We start from the raw sequence: 13,581 nt of genomic DNA, 5'->3' as shown, positions 1-13,581 counted from the left end.
GCTCGACATGTCGCGGGTGATCGTCGACTCGGTGCACGTCCGCGCGAAAAGGGGTGACCACACCGGTCCCAGCCCCGTCGACCGGGGCAAACCCGGCTCCAAGGTGCACGTCCTGTCTGACCGTGGCGGCCCGCCCCCCCCGTCGTCGGCATCTCCGCCGGCAACGTCCACGACCAGCACGGTCTGATGCCGCTGGTCCAAGCCCTCCAAATGAAACACGTCCCGGAACGGGGCCGGCACTACCGCCCCCGCAAGGTCCGCGCAGTCAAAGCCTATGACAGCCCCGAACTGCGGAGATGGCTCCGCAGGCAGCAGATCCTGCCCCGGATCGCCGCAAGGGCGTCGAGTCGAGCCAGACCCTGGGCCGCCCCCGTTGGGTGATCAAGCGGATCATGGCCTGGCTCACCGGCTACCGCCGCATCGCCCGCCGCTACGAACGCGACCACCTACGCTACCCGGCCTTCTGTGACCTCGCCGCCGTCAATCACCTGCCACAGACGACTGCCGAAGATCACCACATAGGACAAGGCCTTAGCCCCTCGAGTTGCCGCTGAGCTGCCGGGAAGGATCTGGATTGTTGTGGCACATGTGGATAGCCTGAGAAGGTAAGAATTGCGGTGAAACCTCCGATGGCCGATCCCCTCCCACGGTCGCGATCGGTCCAGATTCACCGACCTTCCACGGATACACATGTAAGTGCGCATACTATGCATGCGGATCAATTACTTCGAGATCTTTCGGAAGTCGCCCAGGGTTTTACTGAGGCAGGCAACCGGGGTGCGGAAGCTGCGGCGCGATTCGAGCTGGGCGGACTCCTGCTCCAGCTGGGGCGCGGTAGTGCCGCATTCGAACAGCTCAGCCGTGCGGCCGAGATTCTGGAGCAGGAAGGGCTCGCATCCCCTGCAGCCCAAGCACTTCTCGGCTGCGGGCACGCGCTGACCATCGGGGACCGGCACGAGGACAGCCTCTGGTGGTTCGACCGGGCCATCAGACGATTCTCCTCGTGCGGAGACAAGTTCGGCGCGCTCGAAGCCTCCGCGGCCAAGCTCGAGGTCTTGGCCGACATCGGCCAATGGACTGGAACCGAACTCAGCGATGGGCTCATTGCCGCAACCGAGGACACAGTCAGCCCACAGCTGCTGAAGCTCCGGCTCGTGGCGCTTCGGTACCAGACGCAGGAAAGGCTGGCGGCGGGGGATCCCACGGGAGCCGTCGATCCGGCGCGGCGGGCCGCAGCCGTCGTCGGACAGTTGGGCGACCGGGACACCGAGGCGACCTTCAGGCTTGCTCTCGCGCACAATCTTCGGATTCTGCGCGAGTTCGGCGAAGCCGCCCACGAGTACGACATCGCGCTCACCCTGGCCCGTAGCCTTCCGGCCTCCGAAGACCTCGCACGACAGGCCCTGGACGGACTGCGCGTCACTCTCGGCGGCTGTGCGGACAGGTTCCTCGAGATCGCGAACGAGTACGCGGATGCCGGAGACACCCGCATGGAGGCGCAGTGCCGGTATCAGCGGGCCCGGAGTCTTGGCCAGAACGCCGACGAGAGCGCCGTGCGGTCCGGAGGTTTGACTGCCCTGCTCGACCTGCGGATCGAACGCGCGAGGGAGTACGAGCGCGCGGCCGGGCTGTTCGAGGCCGTCGGCCAGGTGGGCGAGGCAGGGCGGTCCAGGTACCAGGCCGCGTACGAGTACAGCCTCCTCGGCTTGGCGCGTCCGGAGTACCGCGAGACGTGCTATTCGACGTGCCTGAAAGCCGTTGAGGATCTCGAAGCCGCCGGCGACTGGTGGGGGGCCGGCATGGCGGAATTCGTGGCGGGACAGGTACTACGGCCGCAGAGGCCCGGCGGCGCACCGGATCCGCGCCGCCTCCCCCTGCTCCGTCGGGCGGCGGAGTCCTTCACTCATGCAGACCGCCCCGTAGAGGCGGCGGCAGCCAGCTTCGGGCTGGCGGTCACGCTGGCACAGGCCGGCGGCGACGAGTGGATGTACACGGCCGTCGAGGCCCTGAAGAGGTACGAGCAGGCTCGGCCTAGCCTGCGAGCGCCTAGTGAGCGCGAGATCAACGACCGGACCGTCGTGGCCGACGGTGCTCGCATCCTCGCCGGCAAGGCGATCAGATCGGCTGCGTCCGTGAGTGACCGCCGGGTGTGGGACGAGCTGGTCTGGCTGCTCAGCGAGGCTCCGAAGGCGCGCTCGTTCCAGGACCAGCACCTTCAGGACGAGACCTGGACCTCCGTCGCGGCGGACGACGTCACGCTGTCGGAGCTGATGACGCGCCGGCAGAACCTGACACGGGAACGCGACGATCTCGAGCTGGTGATCGCCGGAGCACTGATCGGAGGGCACTTCTCCAGTCGGCTGCCAGCGATGGAGGAGGAACTGCAGCTGCAGCAGGACGGCCTGAACGCGCTCGACCACCAGGTCGCCGATCGGTTCCAACGCCTCTACCACGACGAGCCGGAGCGGGTTGAGCTGCTCAGTTCACCTCCCGTGGGCCCCGATGAGCTCCAGGCGCTCCTGACCCCGGGGGAGGCCTACCTCAGTTACCGGTGGCACGACGGAACTCCCCTGCGCTCCACCGTGACCCGCACCGGCGTGACCGTCGAGGTCGCGGCAGGCATCACCACGGCTGCCGTCGATGCGGCCGTGGCTGCCGGCCGCGAGGGCGACGATCTGCACGGCAGAGGGTTTCCCCCCACAGAGCAGTTGATCGGTCCGCTCACGGACAGGATCGACACACTGATCATCTCCCCCGATTCCCTCCTCATCGGCCTTCCGTGGCACCTGCTGCCCGCCCCCGCTCCCTCCGCGCCCGACCGCACGCTCGGCGAGCGCTACACCGTGTCGGTCGTTCCGGCAGCCGGCGTCCTGCGCCATCTGCGCACCCACGCCCCGTACGCGATGCAGGTCGAGCGGAAGGCCGCCTACCTCGGCGTGGCGTGCAACGGAGGGGACTACAAACCCCTCGGCCTCGTCGACCGGGAAGTGGAGATCACCAGGCGCGATTTCTTCTCCGACGAGCCCGGGTCCGCCTGCTTCGTGACCGCGCACTGTGAACAGTTCCTGACTGGCGGCTGCGACGTCGGCCTCCTCCATCTGGCATGCCATGCCGAGCCCCACGGACTACTGCTCTCCCTAGACGGCACCTGGACCCGGCCCACGGACCTGCTCAGCGTTCCCGGACGCAGGTTCGGCGCTGACGTCGTCCTCCTGACCGGATGCAGCACGGGCGACTTCTCCCAGAGGGAGAACAACGAGTTCCTCGGAGTCGTCCGCCAGCTCATCGTCGCGACCGGGGCCCGGGCCGCCGTCGTCAGTCTGGCCCCCGTTCCGGACGAAGCCGGCCTGCTCTTCGCAGACCTCTTCGTTTCCGCTCTCTGCGGGACGGGCCCGAACCGTCCGTGGCCGGCACCCGACCGGCCGCTCACGGTCGGTCCGGCGGTCGCCTGGGCGCAACAGACGATGCGTCGCAGGGTGCGCGAGCGCGACGTCGAAGCCCTCATCCCGGGGAGCGATGAGGCGTACCCGACGGACCCCGCCTGGTGGTCCCCCTGGTTCGTCGTGGGCGACCCGAAGGCGAAAACGACCGGGCGGCGGTCCGCCTGAGCGATGAGGAAGAACGATGAGCTACCGACTCAAGGTGAAACTCTCGGATACGCAAGCCGCGGAGCGCCTCAAAGCCGCCATCGAGAAGGATGCCGGCGCGGCGGGCGACACGCGCGCGCCCGTATCCGATAACGGCGTGGGCCTGAGCGCGTCGAAGATCGAACACAGAGGCGACGGCGTCCAGTTGTTGACCATAGCACTGACGATACCGGCGGGAATCACCGTCAATATCGCCTCCGAATGGATCAAGAGATACCTCGACCGCAATAACGCCGACCGTTCAATAAGATCGGCAGATATCCTCCAGACCGATGAAATAATCGACGCCGATGGTCACACCAACAACGTCATGAATAGGCACCCCGTCGAGCTGGATCGGGGCTGATCCGCAACGATGGGAAACGTTCCCACAACCTCGGCCGTTGGGAGATTTTTCAGATGTCCATAGAATGGATCGACGACACCATGATCGCATTCCGCCGATTTCTCTCCACGCCGGACTGGGGGCAGGCCCGCCAGGTCGTCAGGGAGAACGAGAACGAGCTGTTGAAGCCGATGGCCTTCGAGGTCCTGGCGATGACCGAGGACGATCCCCAGATCTGGTTCGGCGGGAGCGTTCCCGACGAGAAGGCGAGGCAGGCCGTGCACACTCATCTGGCCGTCCTGAACAGCTGCAGGGAGTCGGGGATCGATCAGACCTTTGCCCGCCTCGTCGATCCCGCCCCATGACGAGGGCCGTCCGCCCGACCGGAGCGCCCCAGGACGCCGCACCCGCGACCCTGCCGGCGGGGACCGCTTAGTCGGGCGTCTCACCGGCAGGGGCCGGCGACCGGGGTGCCGAGGTGTGCGGCGAAGGCGGCGGCGTCGGTCTCGGCGCCGAAGTGGTGGATCACGTGGGCGCGGACGTGGTCCTGCTGGACGCGGGTGAAGGCCGCGCACGCGTCGTGGATGACGTGGGCGCCGTAGCCGCGGTCGTGGGCTTCGCGCAGGGTCGACTCCACGCACACGTGGGTGGCGAAGCCCGCCAGGTAGAGGTCGGTGACGCCGAGGCGGCGCAGGATCAGGTCGAGGTCGGAGGATCCGGCGAAGGCGCTGGCGCCCGCGCGGCCGCGCACCACCGGCTCACCGGGAGCCGGGTGGAAGCCGTCGGCGAACTCCACGCCGGGGCTGCCCTGGATCCAGGTGCCGGCCGCGGGGATCGCCGCGCGCAGGCCGAGGCGCGCCGGGGTCCAGCTCTGCAGCTCCGGCGCGCCGGGGGCGAGGAGGAGCGGCACGTGCACGACGGGCACGCCGTGCGCACGGGCGGCGGCCAGCGCGGCGGCGGCGCCGCGCACCGCGGTGTCGAGCAGGTCGCGGTCCTCGACGAGGTGGTTGAGGCGGCCGTGCTCGGGGTCGAGCCACTCGCGCTGGAACTCGATGAGGACGAGGGCGGCGTTCGGGCGTGCGGACGTGACCGTCATGGTCGGGCTCCTTGCACAGAAATCTCCAACTGACGAGTTGGAGATTAGCGCGAACGCGACCCGTTTCCAACCAGTCAGTTGGAATCGGGTCGCGAGGGATCGAAGCGCGCGGGACCGGCGCGCGAGACGGGGCGTGCAGGATCAGAGCCCTGCAGCGGGATCAGAGCGCGAGCCGGCGCACCATGTCCACGACGGCGGCCCGCCGGCCGGCCGGGTCCTCGTCGGCCGTCCGGCCGGTGATCATCCGGACCAGCTGCGGCGCGGTGAACTGCCAGCCGGCCAGCGCCACGACGGCGTACAGCAGCTCCTCGGGCGGCAGCGGGGCACCCGCGGATCGCGCCCCCTCCCCGCGCGCACGGGAGACGGCGGCGACCTTCTCGGCGTAGTGGGCGGCCCGCAGCTCCTCACCCGCGACCGGCGAGGCGGCGTCGCCGCACAGGGCCTCCCACTGCAGCAGGCGCAGCAGGTGCGGATGGGCGAGGTGGTAGTCGAACACCCGCCCCGCGTACTCCGGCAGGTCCGGCGCCCGGCCGGTCGCCTCGTCCTCCATCGGCACCGCCGCCGCGAGCTGCTCCAACTCGCGCTGGACGACGGCGGCGAAGAGCTGCCGCTTGCCGCCGAAGTAGGGGTAGATCCGTTCCTTGTTGATCCCGGCCGCGGCCGCGATGCGATCGATCCGCGCGCCCTCGGGCCCGTACGCGGCGAACTCGTCCACGGCGGCGTCGAGCAGCAGCGCCTTCGTCCTAGCGGTGTCCCATGCCATGCGGCCAGGATACGGAGCACCCAACCGGCCGGTTGGAATCGGGAGGTCCGGCCCGGCTCGCGCTAGGTCCGCGGCGCCCTAGCCGTTCGGCGGCGTGTCCGTCGGGGTCTGGGAGAGGGTGAACCAGGTCGTCTTGCCCTCGACGGCGGGGCGCACGCCCCAGCTGTCGGCGAGGGCGTTGACCAGGAACAGGCCGCGGCCGGACTCGGCGTCCTTCTCGGCCAGCCGGGGGTGCGGCACCTGCGGGCTGCGGTCGGCGATCTCCACGGCGAGTTCGCAGGTGTGCCGGTAGAGGCTCAGCCGGACGGGGCCCTCGGCGTGCTGGACGGCGTTGGCCACCAGCTCGGAGGTGAGGAGTTGGGCGTCCGCGGCCCGGTCGGACCCGCCCCAGGAGGCGATCACCTTGCCGACGAAGGACCGGGCCTCGGGCACGGAGGCGGTGATGGCCGGCAGGTCGATCGCGGCGGAGGCGAGGGGCGCCCTCGGCAGCCGGGCCAACAGCAGGGTGACGTCGTCGTCGTGCTGGGCGGCGTCCGGGAGCACGAGGCCGAGGACGTGGTCGGCGGCGGCCTCCAGGTCGTCGCCGCCGGTGAGGGCGCCGCCCAGGATCGCGGTCAGGTCGGTCAGGCGCTGCTCGATGTCGCTTCCGGGGGTCTCGATCAGGCCGTCGGTGTAGAGGGCGAGCGTGGTGCCGGGCGGCAGGACGACGGAGTTCTGCTGGTGCGGCACGCCGCCGACGCCGAGCGGGGCGCTCACGGGGGCGTCCAGCCCCCGGACCGGTTCGCCGGGGGCGGTGACCAGCACGGGCAGGTGGCCGGCCGAACAGACCGTCACCTCCCGGGTGTCCGGGGCGATGACGAGGTAGCAGCAGGTGACGATCTGGTCGGGGACGTCCAGGCCGGCGACGAAGGTGTCCAGGGCCTGCATCAGCCGCCACGGCTCCAGCCCGACCGCGGCCAGCGCGTGGGCGGCGGAGCGCAGTTGGCCCATGACGGCGGCCGCCTCAAGGCCGCGGCCCATCACGTCACCGATCATGATCCCCACCCGGCCGGCGCCGAGCGGGATGAGGTCGAACCAGTCGCCGCCCACGCCGGCGCCCTGGGTGGCGGGCCGGTACCGGTGGGCGGTGGCGAGGCCGGGGATGGCGGGGGGCGTGCCCATCAGGCTGCGCTGGAGGGTGAGCGCGATGTGCCGCTGCTGTTCGTAGAGCGCGGTGAGTTCGGCCTCCACCCGCTTGAGGTCGCTGATGTCGCGGATGATGGCGCACGCACCGGTGACGAGGCCGTCGGCGCTGCGGGTGGGCCAGAGCGTGACGTCGACGTCCAGCAGCCGGCCCAGCCGGGTGGCCCGCAGGGTGCCGAAGTGCTCGGCCTTCTCCCCGCCGCGCAGCCGGTCGAGGACGGCACCGACCTCGTCGCGCCGGTTCGGCGGCGCCAGCAGGCTGACGTGGCAGCCGACGGCCTCGGCGGACGTGTACCCGTAGAGCCGGTGGGCGGCGGCGTTCCAGTAGGTGATGTCGCCGTCGAGGGTGATGGCGAGGATGGCGTCCTGGGAGGACTCGACCAGCCCGGCCAGTTCGTTGATCCGCTGCTCCGCGGCCTTCCGTTCGCTGACGTCGCGGACGGCGGCGGAGACCAGCGGGCCGTCGACGGTCTCCAGCGGGCTGAGGCTGATCTCGACGGGGAACTCGGTGCCGTCCTTGCGCAGTCCGTGCAGTTCCAACCCGGCGCCCATGGGCCTCAGTTGGCGGTTGGCGGCGTAGTGCTCGCGGTGCCGGACGTGGTGCGCGTGGAACCGGCCGGGCACCAGCAGTTCGACCGGCCGCCCGAGGAGCTCCTCGCGCCGGTAGCCGAACAGCGCCTCCGTCTGGGCGTTGACGAGCCTGATCGTCCCGGTGTCGTCGACGATGACCATGGCGTCGGGCGCGGCCTCCAGCAGCCCCCGGCACCGTTCCTCGGCGATCTCCGATGTGCCCCTGCCGGTTCTGGCCGGATCGTCCGCCGTCCCGCCCGCCTGTGTCATGCCGACCTCAGCTGCCTCAGTGGTGGTGGTAATTTCGGGCAATCCCACCGCACTTCCGGCTGTTTCGAGACAGGGTGTCGCGTACTGGCACCGAATCGTCCGAACCTGTGCGCACGGTGTCGGAACCCGACCGATCCGGGCAGGAGGTGGCGTTCCGGCCACCGGCGTCACCGGTCAGCGGAACCTCCCCAAGCCCGCCGTGCCCGGCAGCGACGGCGGGCAGAACGACTGAGCGGCCGGTCGGCGACCCGCGAGGCCGGGGGCGTGCACCCCGGTCAGCGACCCGCGAGGTCGGGGAAGTGCACACCGGTGAGCTCCTCCGAGACGTCCCACAGCCGGCGGGCCGCGGCGTCGTCGAGGGCGCGCGGGCTGAGCCGGGCCGGGGCCGGGTAGCCGCGCAGCTCGCCGCGCCCGTCGGGGCCGGTGTAGCTGGCGCCGGGCAGCGGCTGGGTGGCCGCGTACAGGGAGGGCAGCGCACCCTGCTGCTCGGACTGGGCGATCACGCGGTTGGCGATCGCCATCATCAGGCGCTGTCCGGAACCGGCGGCACCGCTCTGGAGGTTGGTGGCGGCGTAGCCGGGGTGGGCGGCGTGCGCGGTCACCGGGGATCCGGCCGCGGTGAGCCGCCGCTGGAGCTCGCGGGTGAACAGCAGGTTGGCCAGCTTGGACTGCTGGTAAGCCCGCCAGGGGCGGTAGGAGTTCCGGGAGTCGAGGTCGTCGAAGTCGATGTCGACCCCCGGCCTGCGGTGCGCGTTGGAGGCCACGGTGACGACGCGTCCGGTGATGTGCGGCAGCAGCAGGTTGGTCAGGGCGAACGGGCCGAGGTGGTTGGTCCCGAACTGCATCTCGAAGCCGTCGACGGTGCGGGCCTCGGGGATCGCCATGACGCCGGCGTTGTTCACCAGGACGTCGAGCGGGCCCTGCCAGCCGGCGGCGAACGCGCGCACCGAGGAGAGGTCCGCGAGGTCGAGCCGCCGCACCTCGGTGCTCCCGGGCAGGGTCCGGGCGAGCGCCTCGCCCCGGCCGGTGTCCCGGACGGCCAGCACCACGTGGGCGCCCGCCGCGGCGAGTTCCCGTGCGGTGACGGCGCCGATTCCGCTGGTGGCGCCGGTGACGGCGATCGTGCGGCCGGTCTGCGGAGGGAGGTCCGCGGCGGTCCAGGCCCGGGGGCGTGTGCTCATGTCGCCAGGCTGCCACCCCACCCCGATGTTGTCAATGACAACATCGGAGTGGCGGGCCCACCGGCACCCGGGAGCCGCCGCCCGGCCCCGGCCACCGAATCCCCATAGACTGGCCGGGAGGTTCCGGGGCCCTCCCCGAGCGGGGCCCGGACCGGACCGGCCCCGCCGTTGCGGAGGTGCGAGGTGCCCGGAGAGACGAAACCGCAGCGGGTCCGTGCCGCCCGCACCGCCGCGGCCGCCACGGTCCGGCGGTTCCCCTTCACCGTCGCCGTGTGCGCGGTGATCCTGGTGACCGGACTGGCGGTCGGCGGCCTGTGGCACTCGGTGTCCGACCGCTCCTGGTACCCGGACGTGGCCTACGGACTGCCGTCGTTCGAGGCGGGCCGCTGGTGGACCCCGGTGACCGGCGCCGTACTGTGCGCCACCCCCGTCGACTACCTGCTGGTACTGCTCGGGGCGGCGCTGCTGGTCGGGCTGGCGGAGTCGCGGCTCGGCACGCGGTGGGCCGCGGCGGTCACCGTCGCCGGCCAGCTCGGCGCCGTCCTGCTGGCCGCGCTGCTCCTGCTGGTGCTGCGCCGGACCGGCTGGTCCTGGGCCGTCGAGCAGTCGCACGCCCTGGACGTCGGCCTCTCGGCGGGTGCGCTGTGCGCCGGGGCGGTGGTGTCGGCGGCCCTGGCCTCGCCGTGGCGCCAGCGACTGCGCCTGGGCCTGATCGCCTACGTCGGGGTGTGGCTGCTCTACGTCGGCGGTCTGGTCGAGCTGGAGCACGCGCTCGCCGTCGCCGGCGGCCTGCTGGCCACGCACTGGCTGAGGGTGCCCGGCGCGCATCCGACCTCCGGGCACCTCAGCCGCCGGGAGTGGCGGCTGCTGGCGGTGGCCGGCCTGGTGCTGATCGCGACGATCCTGGTGGTGGTCCGGCTGTCGCCGAGCCGCGGCCCGCTCGGCGACACCGCGGGGCAGGGCGGATCGGCCTGGAACGTCCTGATCTCGGTGGCCCTGATCGCACTGCTGGTCAACGGGCTGCGCCAGGGGCGCCGGCTCTCCTGGCAGTGGACGGTGCTGCTCTGTCTGGTCAACGCCCTGCTGGGCCTGGTCGTGGCCGTGGTGTACGTGATCGGGAAGATCCTCGGCGAGCAGGTGACCGTCACCGGTGCGGCCGTCTTCGTCCCCACCGCCGTGTTGTGGACGGCGGAGCTGCTGGTCCTGCTCGTCGGCCGGGAGGCGTTCCAGGCGCGGCGGCCGCACCGCTGGCTGCCGCACCGTTCCGGGGCCGGCCGCACCGCGGCGGGCGGCACCGCGGCGGGCGGCTCCCCCGGCGCCGGCCGGCCGGCCCCCGCGGCGGAGGCCGCTCCGCAGGAGCAGGCCGCGGACCTGCTGATGCGCCGGGGCGGCGGCAACCTGTCCTGGATGACCACCTGGCCGGACAACTCCTACTTCTTCACCCGGGGCGGCGGCCCGTCCGGGAACGGACCGCCCCGGGACGTCCCGTCCTGGACCGGCCCCGCCGGGGGCGCGTCCCCCGGGAACGCACCCGCCGGGGGCGCCCCGGCCGGGACCGACGGCGACGGTGAGGGGTACATCGCCTACCGGACGCACGCGGGCGTGGCGGTGGCGCTCGGCGACCCGGTCGGCGCCGCGCCGGGCCGGGCCGCGACGATCACCGGCTTCGCCGAGATGTGCGACCGCGCGGGCCTGGTGCCCTGCCTGTTCTCGGCCGGCGAGGAGACCGCGGCCGTCACCGACCGCCTGGGCTGGCGGGCCGCCCAGGTGGCCGAGGACACCGTGATCGAGCTGCCGGACCTGGAGTTCCGCGGCAAGGCCTGGCAGGACGTGCGCACCGCGCTCAACCGGGCCCGGAAGGAGGGCGTCGAGTTCCGCCTGGTCGCCCTGGCCGACCAGCCCCGGCAGATCCAGTCCCAGGTCCGGGGGATCTCCGAGGAGTGGGTCGGCGACAAGGGCCTGCCGGAGATGGGCTTCACCCTCGGCGGGGTGGAGGAGGCGCTGGACCCCCGGATGCGGGTCGGCCTCGCGATGGACGCCGACGACCACATCCACGGCGTGACGTCCTGGATGCCCGTGTACGGGGAGGACGCCTCGCCGCGCGGTTGGACGCTGGACATGATGCGCCGCCGGGACGGCTTCCGCCCGGTCGTCGAGTTCATGATCGCCTCCAGCTGCCTGGCCCTGCGCGAGGACGGCGCCCGCTTCCTCTCGCTGTCCGGCGCTCCGCTGGCCCGCACCGGCACCGCCGACAGCCCCACCGTCCTGGACCGGATCCTCGACCAGCTGGGCGGCGCCATGGAGCCCTACTACGGCTTCCGCTCCCTGCACGCCTTCAAGGCGAAGTTCCAGCCCCGCTACGAGCCGATGTACCTGCTCTACCGCGACGAGGCGGACCTGCCCCGGATCGGCCTGTCCCTGCTGCGCTGCTACCTCCCCTCGGCCTCGGTGCGCGACCTGCTCAAGGTGCCCGCGCACCGGGCCTGATCCCGCAACGAGCCCGAGCCCGCACCGGGGCCCGCGGCTCGCCGCGGTCAGCGGCCGGCGGCTCCTGGCCCGCCGGACAGGGCCGCGCGGACGGCGCGGACGGCGTCCTGGCCGGCCCGCAGTTGCGCCTCCCTCGTCCCGGCCCCGATGTGGGGGGTGGCCAGCACGGTGTCGAGGCCCACCAGGGGCGAGCCGAGCGGCGGTTCGATCTCGAAGACGTCCAGGGCGGCGCCCGCGATCCGCTGCTCCTTGAGGGCCAGGGCGAGCGCGGCCTCGTCGACGATGCCGCCGCGCGAGGTGTTCACCACCAGCAACCCGGGCTTGGCCAGGCGCAGTTCGGCGTCGCCGACGATGCCCACCGTCTCCGGGGTACGCGGCAGGTGGACGGTGAGGACGTCGGCGTTGCGCATCAGCTCGTCCAGCGGGACGGCGTGCGCGCCGTGTTCGGCGGCGGCCTCGGCGCTCACGTAGGGGTCGTGGCACTCGATCCGCATGTCGAAGGCGGCCAGCCGGCGGGCCACCAGGCGGCCGATCCGGCCGAACCCGAGGATGCCGACGGTCTTGCCGGCGAGTTCGGTCCCGCCGAACGCGGCCCGCTGCCACTCGCCGGCCCGGACCGAGGCGGTCGCCGCCGGGATCCGGCGCAGCGAGGCGATGATCAGGCCGACGACGAGCTCGGCCACGCTGGTGGTGTTGGACTCCGGCGCGTTGGCGACGGCCACGCCGGCCGCGGCCGCGGCCGCGGTGTCGACGTTGTCGAGCCCGACTCCCGCCCGGGCGACGATCCGCAGCCGGGGTGCGGCCTCGATCACCTCCCGGTCGACCCGGGTGGCGCTGCGGATGATCAGGGCGTCGGCGGCCGGGACGGCCGCGAGCAGGGCAGCGCGGTCCGCCCCGACGCAGTGCCGGACGTCGAACCCGGGGCCCAGCCCGGCGACGGTCTCGGCGGGCAGGGGGTCGGCGATGAGGACGACGGGCTGGTCCACGGTGTTCGGTTCTCCGATCGGTCAGGCGTGGCGGGCGAGGTCGTGGAAGAAGTTCTCGACCGGGGCGACGAGGCCGCGCTGCCGGGCCTCGCGGTACACGGTGCTGCCGACCGCGAGGTCGAGGACGCCGAGGCCGAACGGGGAGAACACCAGTGGCCGGTCGGTGCCCGGCCGGACCTTGCCGGTCAGCACGTCGTACAGCGTGCCGTCGATGAACTCGCGGTTGCCGGTGCGCTGTTCGGCCAGGTGCGGGGAGGTGTCGGCCTTCAGGCAGTGCTCGACGTCGTCCACGATGTTGGTGGAGCCGAGGATGATCTCGGGCGACAGGTCGCGCAGCGAGATGTGCAGCACTGTGGGGTTGTGCGCGAACCAGGAGAGCTCCTGGACGTGCGGGGTGCCGGCCGTGGTGGCGAAGACGACCAGGTCGGAGCTGCGGATCGCCTCCTCGGCGGTCGGGACGACGACGATCTCCGCGGTACGGCCCTGGCCGGCCAGGTAGGACCGGAAGCCCTCGGCGTAGCGCTCGTCGGTGTCGAAGATGCTGATCCGGTCGAACTCGAACCCGGTGCCGTTCAGGTACTTCTCGATGTACCGGGCGATCAGGCCGGTGCCGAAGAAGGTCACGGTGCGGGGGCGGGTGCGTCCGGCGTGCAGCTCCGCGGCGGCCAGCGCGGCCGAGGCGGCGGTGCGGGTCGCGGAGATGATGGAGCTCTCCAGGCAGGCGAACGGGTAGCCGGTCTCGTGGTCGTTGAGGATGAGCACGGCGGAGGCGCGCGGCAGGCCGGTGGTGATGTTGCCGGGGAAGCTGGAGATCCACTTGATGCCGTCGACGCCGAAGTCGCCGCCGAGCGAGGCCGGGAGGGCGATGATCCGGGAGTCGGGCCGGTCGGGGAAGCGCAGGAAGTAGCTCGGCGGGTTGACGCTCTGCTGCTCGCCGTGGGCGACGTAGGCACGGCGCACCAGGTCGACGATCGCCTGCGGGTCGTCGAGGACCTCGTTGACGACGTCGCCGCCGATGACGGAGAACTGCGGTGCTGAGGACATGGGTTGCTCCTTGGGGATGCGGGGAAATCG

General features: G+C 72.0%; 11 protein-coding genes. 5 read left to right on the top strand and 6 right to left on the bottom strand.

Annotated features, from left to right (window positions below; all coding sequences use genetic code 11):
• Positions 1 to 150: 150 nt before the first annotated feature.
• The 4 genes from ACIA8Q_RS16540 (at position 151) to ACIA8Q_RS16525 (ending at position 4,337) form a co-directional block, all read left to right on the top strand.
• Positions 151 to 381 (top strand): hypothetical protein, encoded by a 231-nt coding sequence (locus ACIA8Q_RS16540; protein WP_360210384.1) that lies wholly within the window; start codon positions 151 to 153, stop codon positions 379 to 381.
• Positions 382 to 707: 326 nt separating this feature from the next.
• On the top strand, positions 708 to 3,608 hold the full coding sequence (locus tag ACIA8Q_RS16535) for a CHAT domain-containing protein (protein WP_360210267.1): 2,901 nt from the start codon (positions 708 to 710) through the stop codon (positions 3,606 to 3,608).
• Between the two features lie 16 nt (positions 3,609 to 3,624).
• Positions 3,625 to 3,993, top strand: coding sequence for a hypothetical protein (locus tag ACIA8Q_RS16530; RefSeq protein ID WP_360210265.1), 369 nt, complete (start codon positions 3,625 to 3,627; stop codon positions 3,991 to 3,993).
• A gap of 53 nt (positions 3,994 to 4,046) precedes the next feature.
• On the top strand, positions 4,047 to 4,337 hold the full coding sequence (locus tag ACIA8Q_RS16525; protein WP_360210263.1) for a hypothetical protein: 291 nt from the start codon (positions 4,047 to 4,049) through the stop codon (positions 4,335 to 4,337).
• A gap of 80 nt (positions 4,338 to 4,417) precedes the next feature.
• On the opposite strand, the gene ACIA8Q_RS16520 is transcribed toward ACIA8Q_RS16525, so the two are convergent.
• The 4 genes from ACIA8Q_RS16520 to ACIA8Q_RS16505 all read right to left on the bottom strand — a co-directional run bounded on the left by ACIA8Q_RS16520 (position 4,418) and on the right by ACIA8Q_RS16505 (position 9,034).
• The gene (locus ACIA8Q_RS16520) at positions 4,418 to 5,068 is read right to left on the bottom strand and encodes a cysteine hydrolase (RefSeq protein WP_360210261.1); all 651 of its coding nucleotides are present in this window, start codon (positions 5,066 to 5,068) and stop codon (positions 4,418 to 4,420) included.
• A 160-nt stretch (positions 5,069 to 5,228) separates the two neighbouring features.
• Positions 5,229 to 5,831, bottom strand: a complete 603-nt coding sequence (locus ACIA8Q_RS16515; RefSeq protein ID WP_360210260.1) for a TetR family transcriptional regulator — start codon at positions 5,829 to 5,831, stop codon at positions 5,229 to 5,231.
• Between the two features lie 78 nt (positions 5,832 to 5,909).
• On the bottom strand, positions 5,910 to 7,853 hold the full coding sequence (locus tag ACIA8Q_RS16510) for a PAS domain S-box protein (RefSeq protein ID WP_360210258.1): 1,944 nt from the start codon (positions 7,851 to 7,853) through the stop codon (positions 5,910 to 5,912).
• Between the two features lie 275 nt (positions 7,854 to 8,128).
• Positions 8,129 to 9,034 (bottom strand): oxidoreductase, encoded by a 906-nt coding sequence (locus tag ACIA8Q_RS16505; RefSeq protein ID WP_360210256.1) that lies wholly within the window; start codon positions 9,032 to 9,034, stop codon positions 8,129 to 8,131.
• A 183-nt stretch (positions 9,035 to 9,217) separates the two neighbouring features.
• On the opposite strand from ACIA8Q_RS16505, the gene ACIA8Q_RS16500 reads away from it, so the two are divergent.
• Positions 9,218 to 11,521, top strand: a complete 2,304-nt coding sequence (locus ACIA8Q_RS16500; RefSeq protein ID WP_360210254.1) for a DUF2156 domain-containing protein — start codon at positions 9,218 to 9,220, stop codon at positions 11,519 to 11,521.
• Positions 11,522 to 11,568: 47 nt separating this feature from the next.
• On the opposite strand, the gene ACIA8Q_RS16495 is transcribed toward ACIA8Q_RS16500, so the two are convergent.
• Complete coding sequence (locus ACIA8Q_RS16495) at positions 11,569 to 12,507, bottom strand: hydroxyacid dehydrogenase (RefSeq protein ID WP_360210252.1); 939 nt, start codon at positions 12,505 to 12,507, stop codon at positions 11,569 to 11,571.
• A 21-nt stretch (positions 12,508 to 12,528) separates the two neighbouring features.
• Positions 12,529 to 13,551 carry a 2,3-diaminopropionate biosynthesis protein SbnB gene (gene sbnB, locus ACIA8Q_RS16490; RefSeq protein WP_360210250.1) on the bottom strand — a complete coding sequence of 341 codons (1,023 nt, stop codon included), beginning with the start codon at positions 13,549 to 13,551 and terminating at the stop codon, positions 12,529 to 12,531.
• Between the last annotated feature and the right edge of the window lie 30 nt (positions 13,552 to 13,581).

Source organism: Kitasatospora sp. NPDC051705 (genome assembly GCF_044453265.1).
GTDB lineage: Bacteria > Actinomycetota > Actinomycetes > Streptomycetales > Streptomycetaceae > Kitasatospora.
Note: the sequence above shows the minus strand (reverse complement) of the source record. Positions and strands in the feature narration are given on the sequence as shown.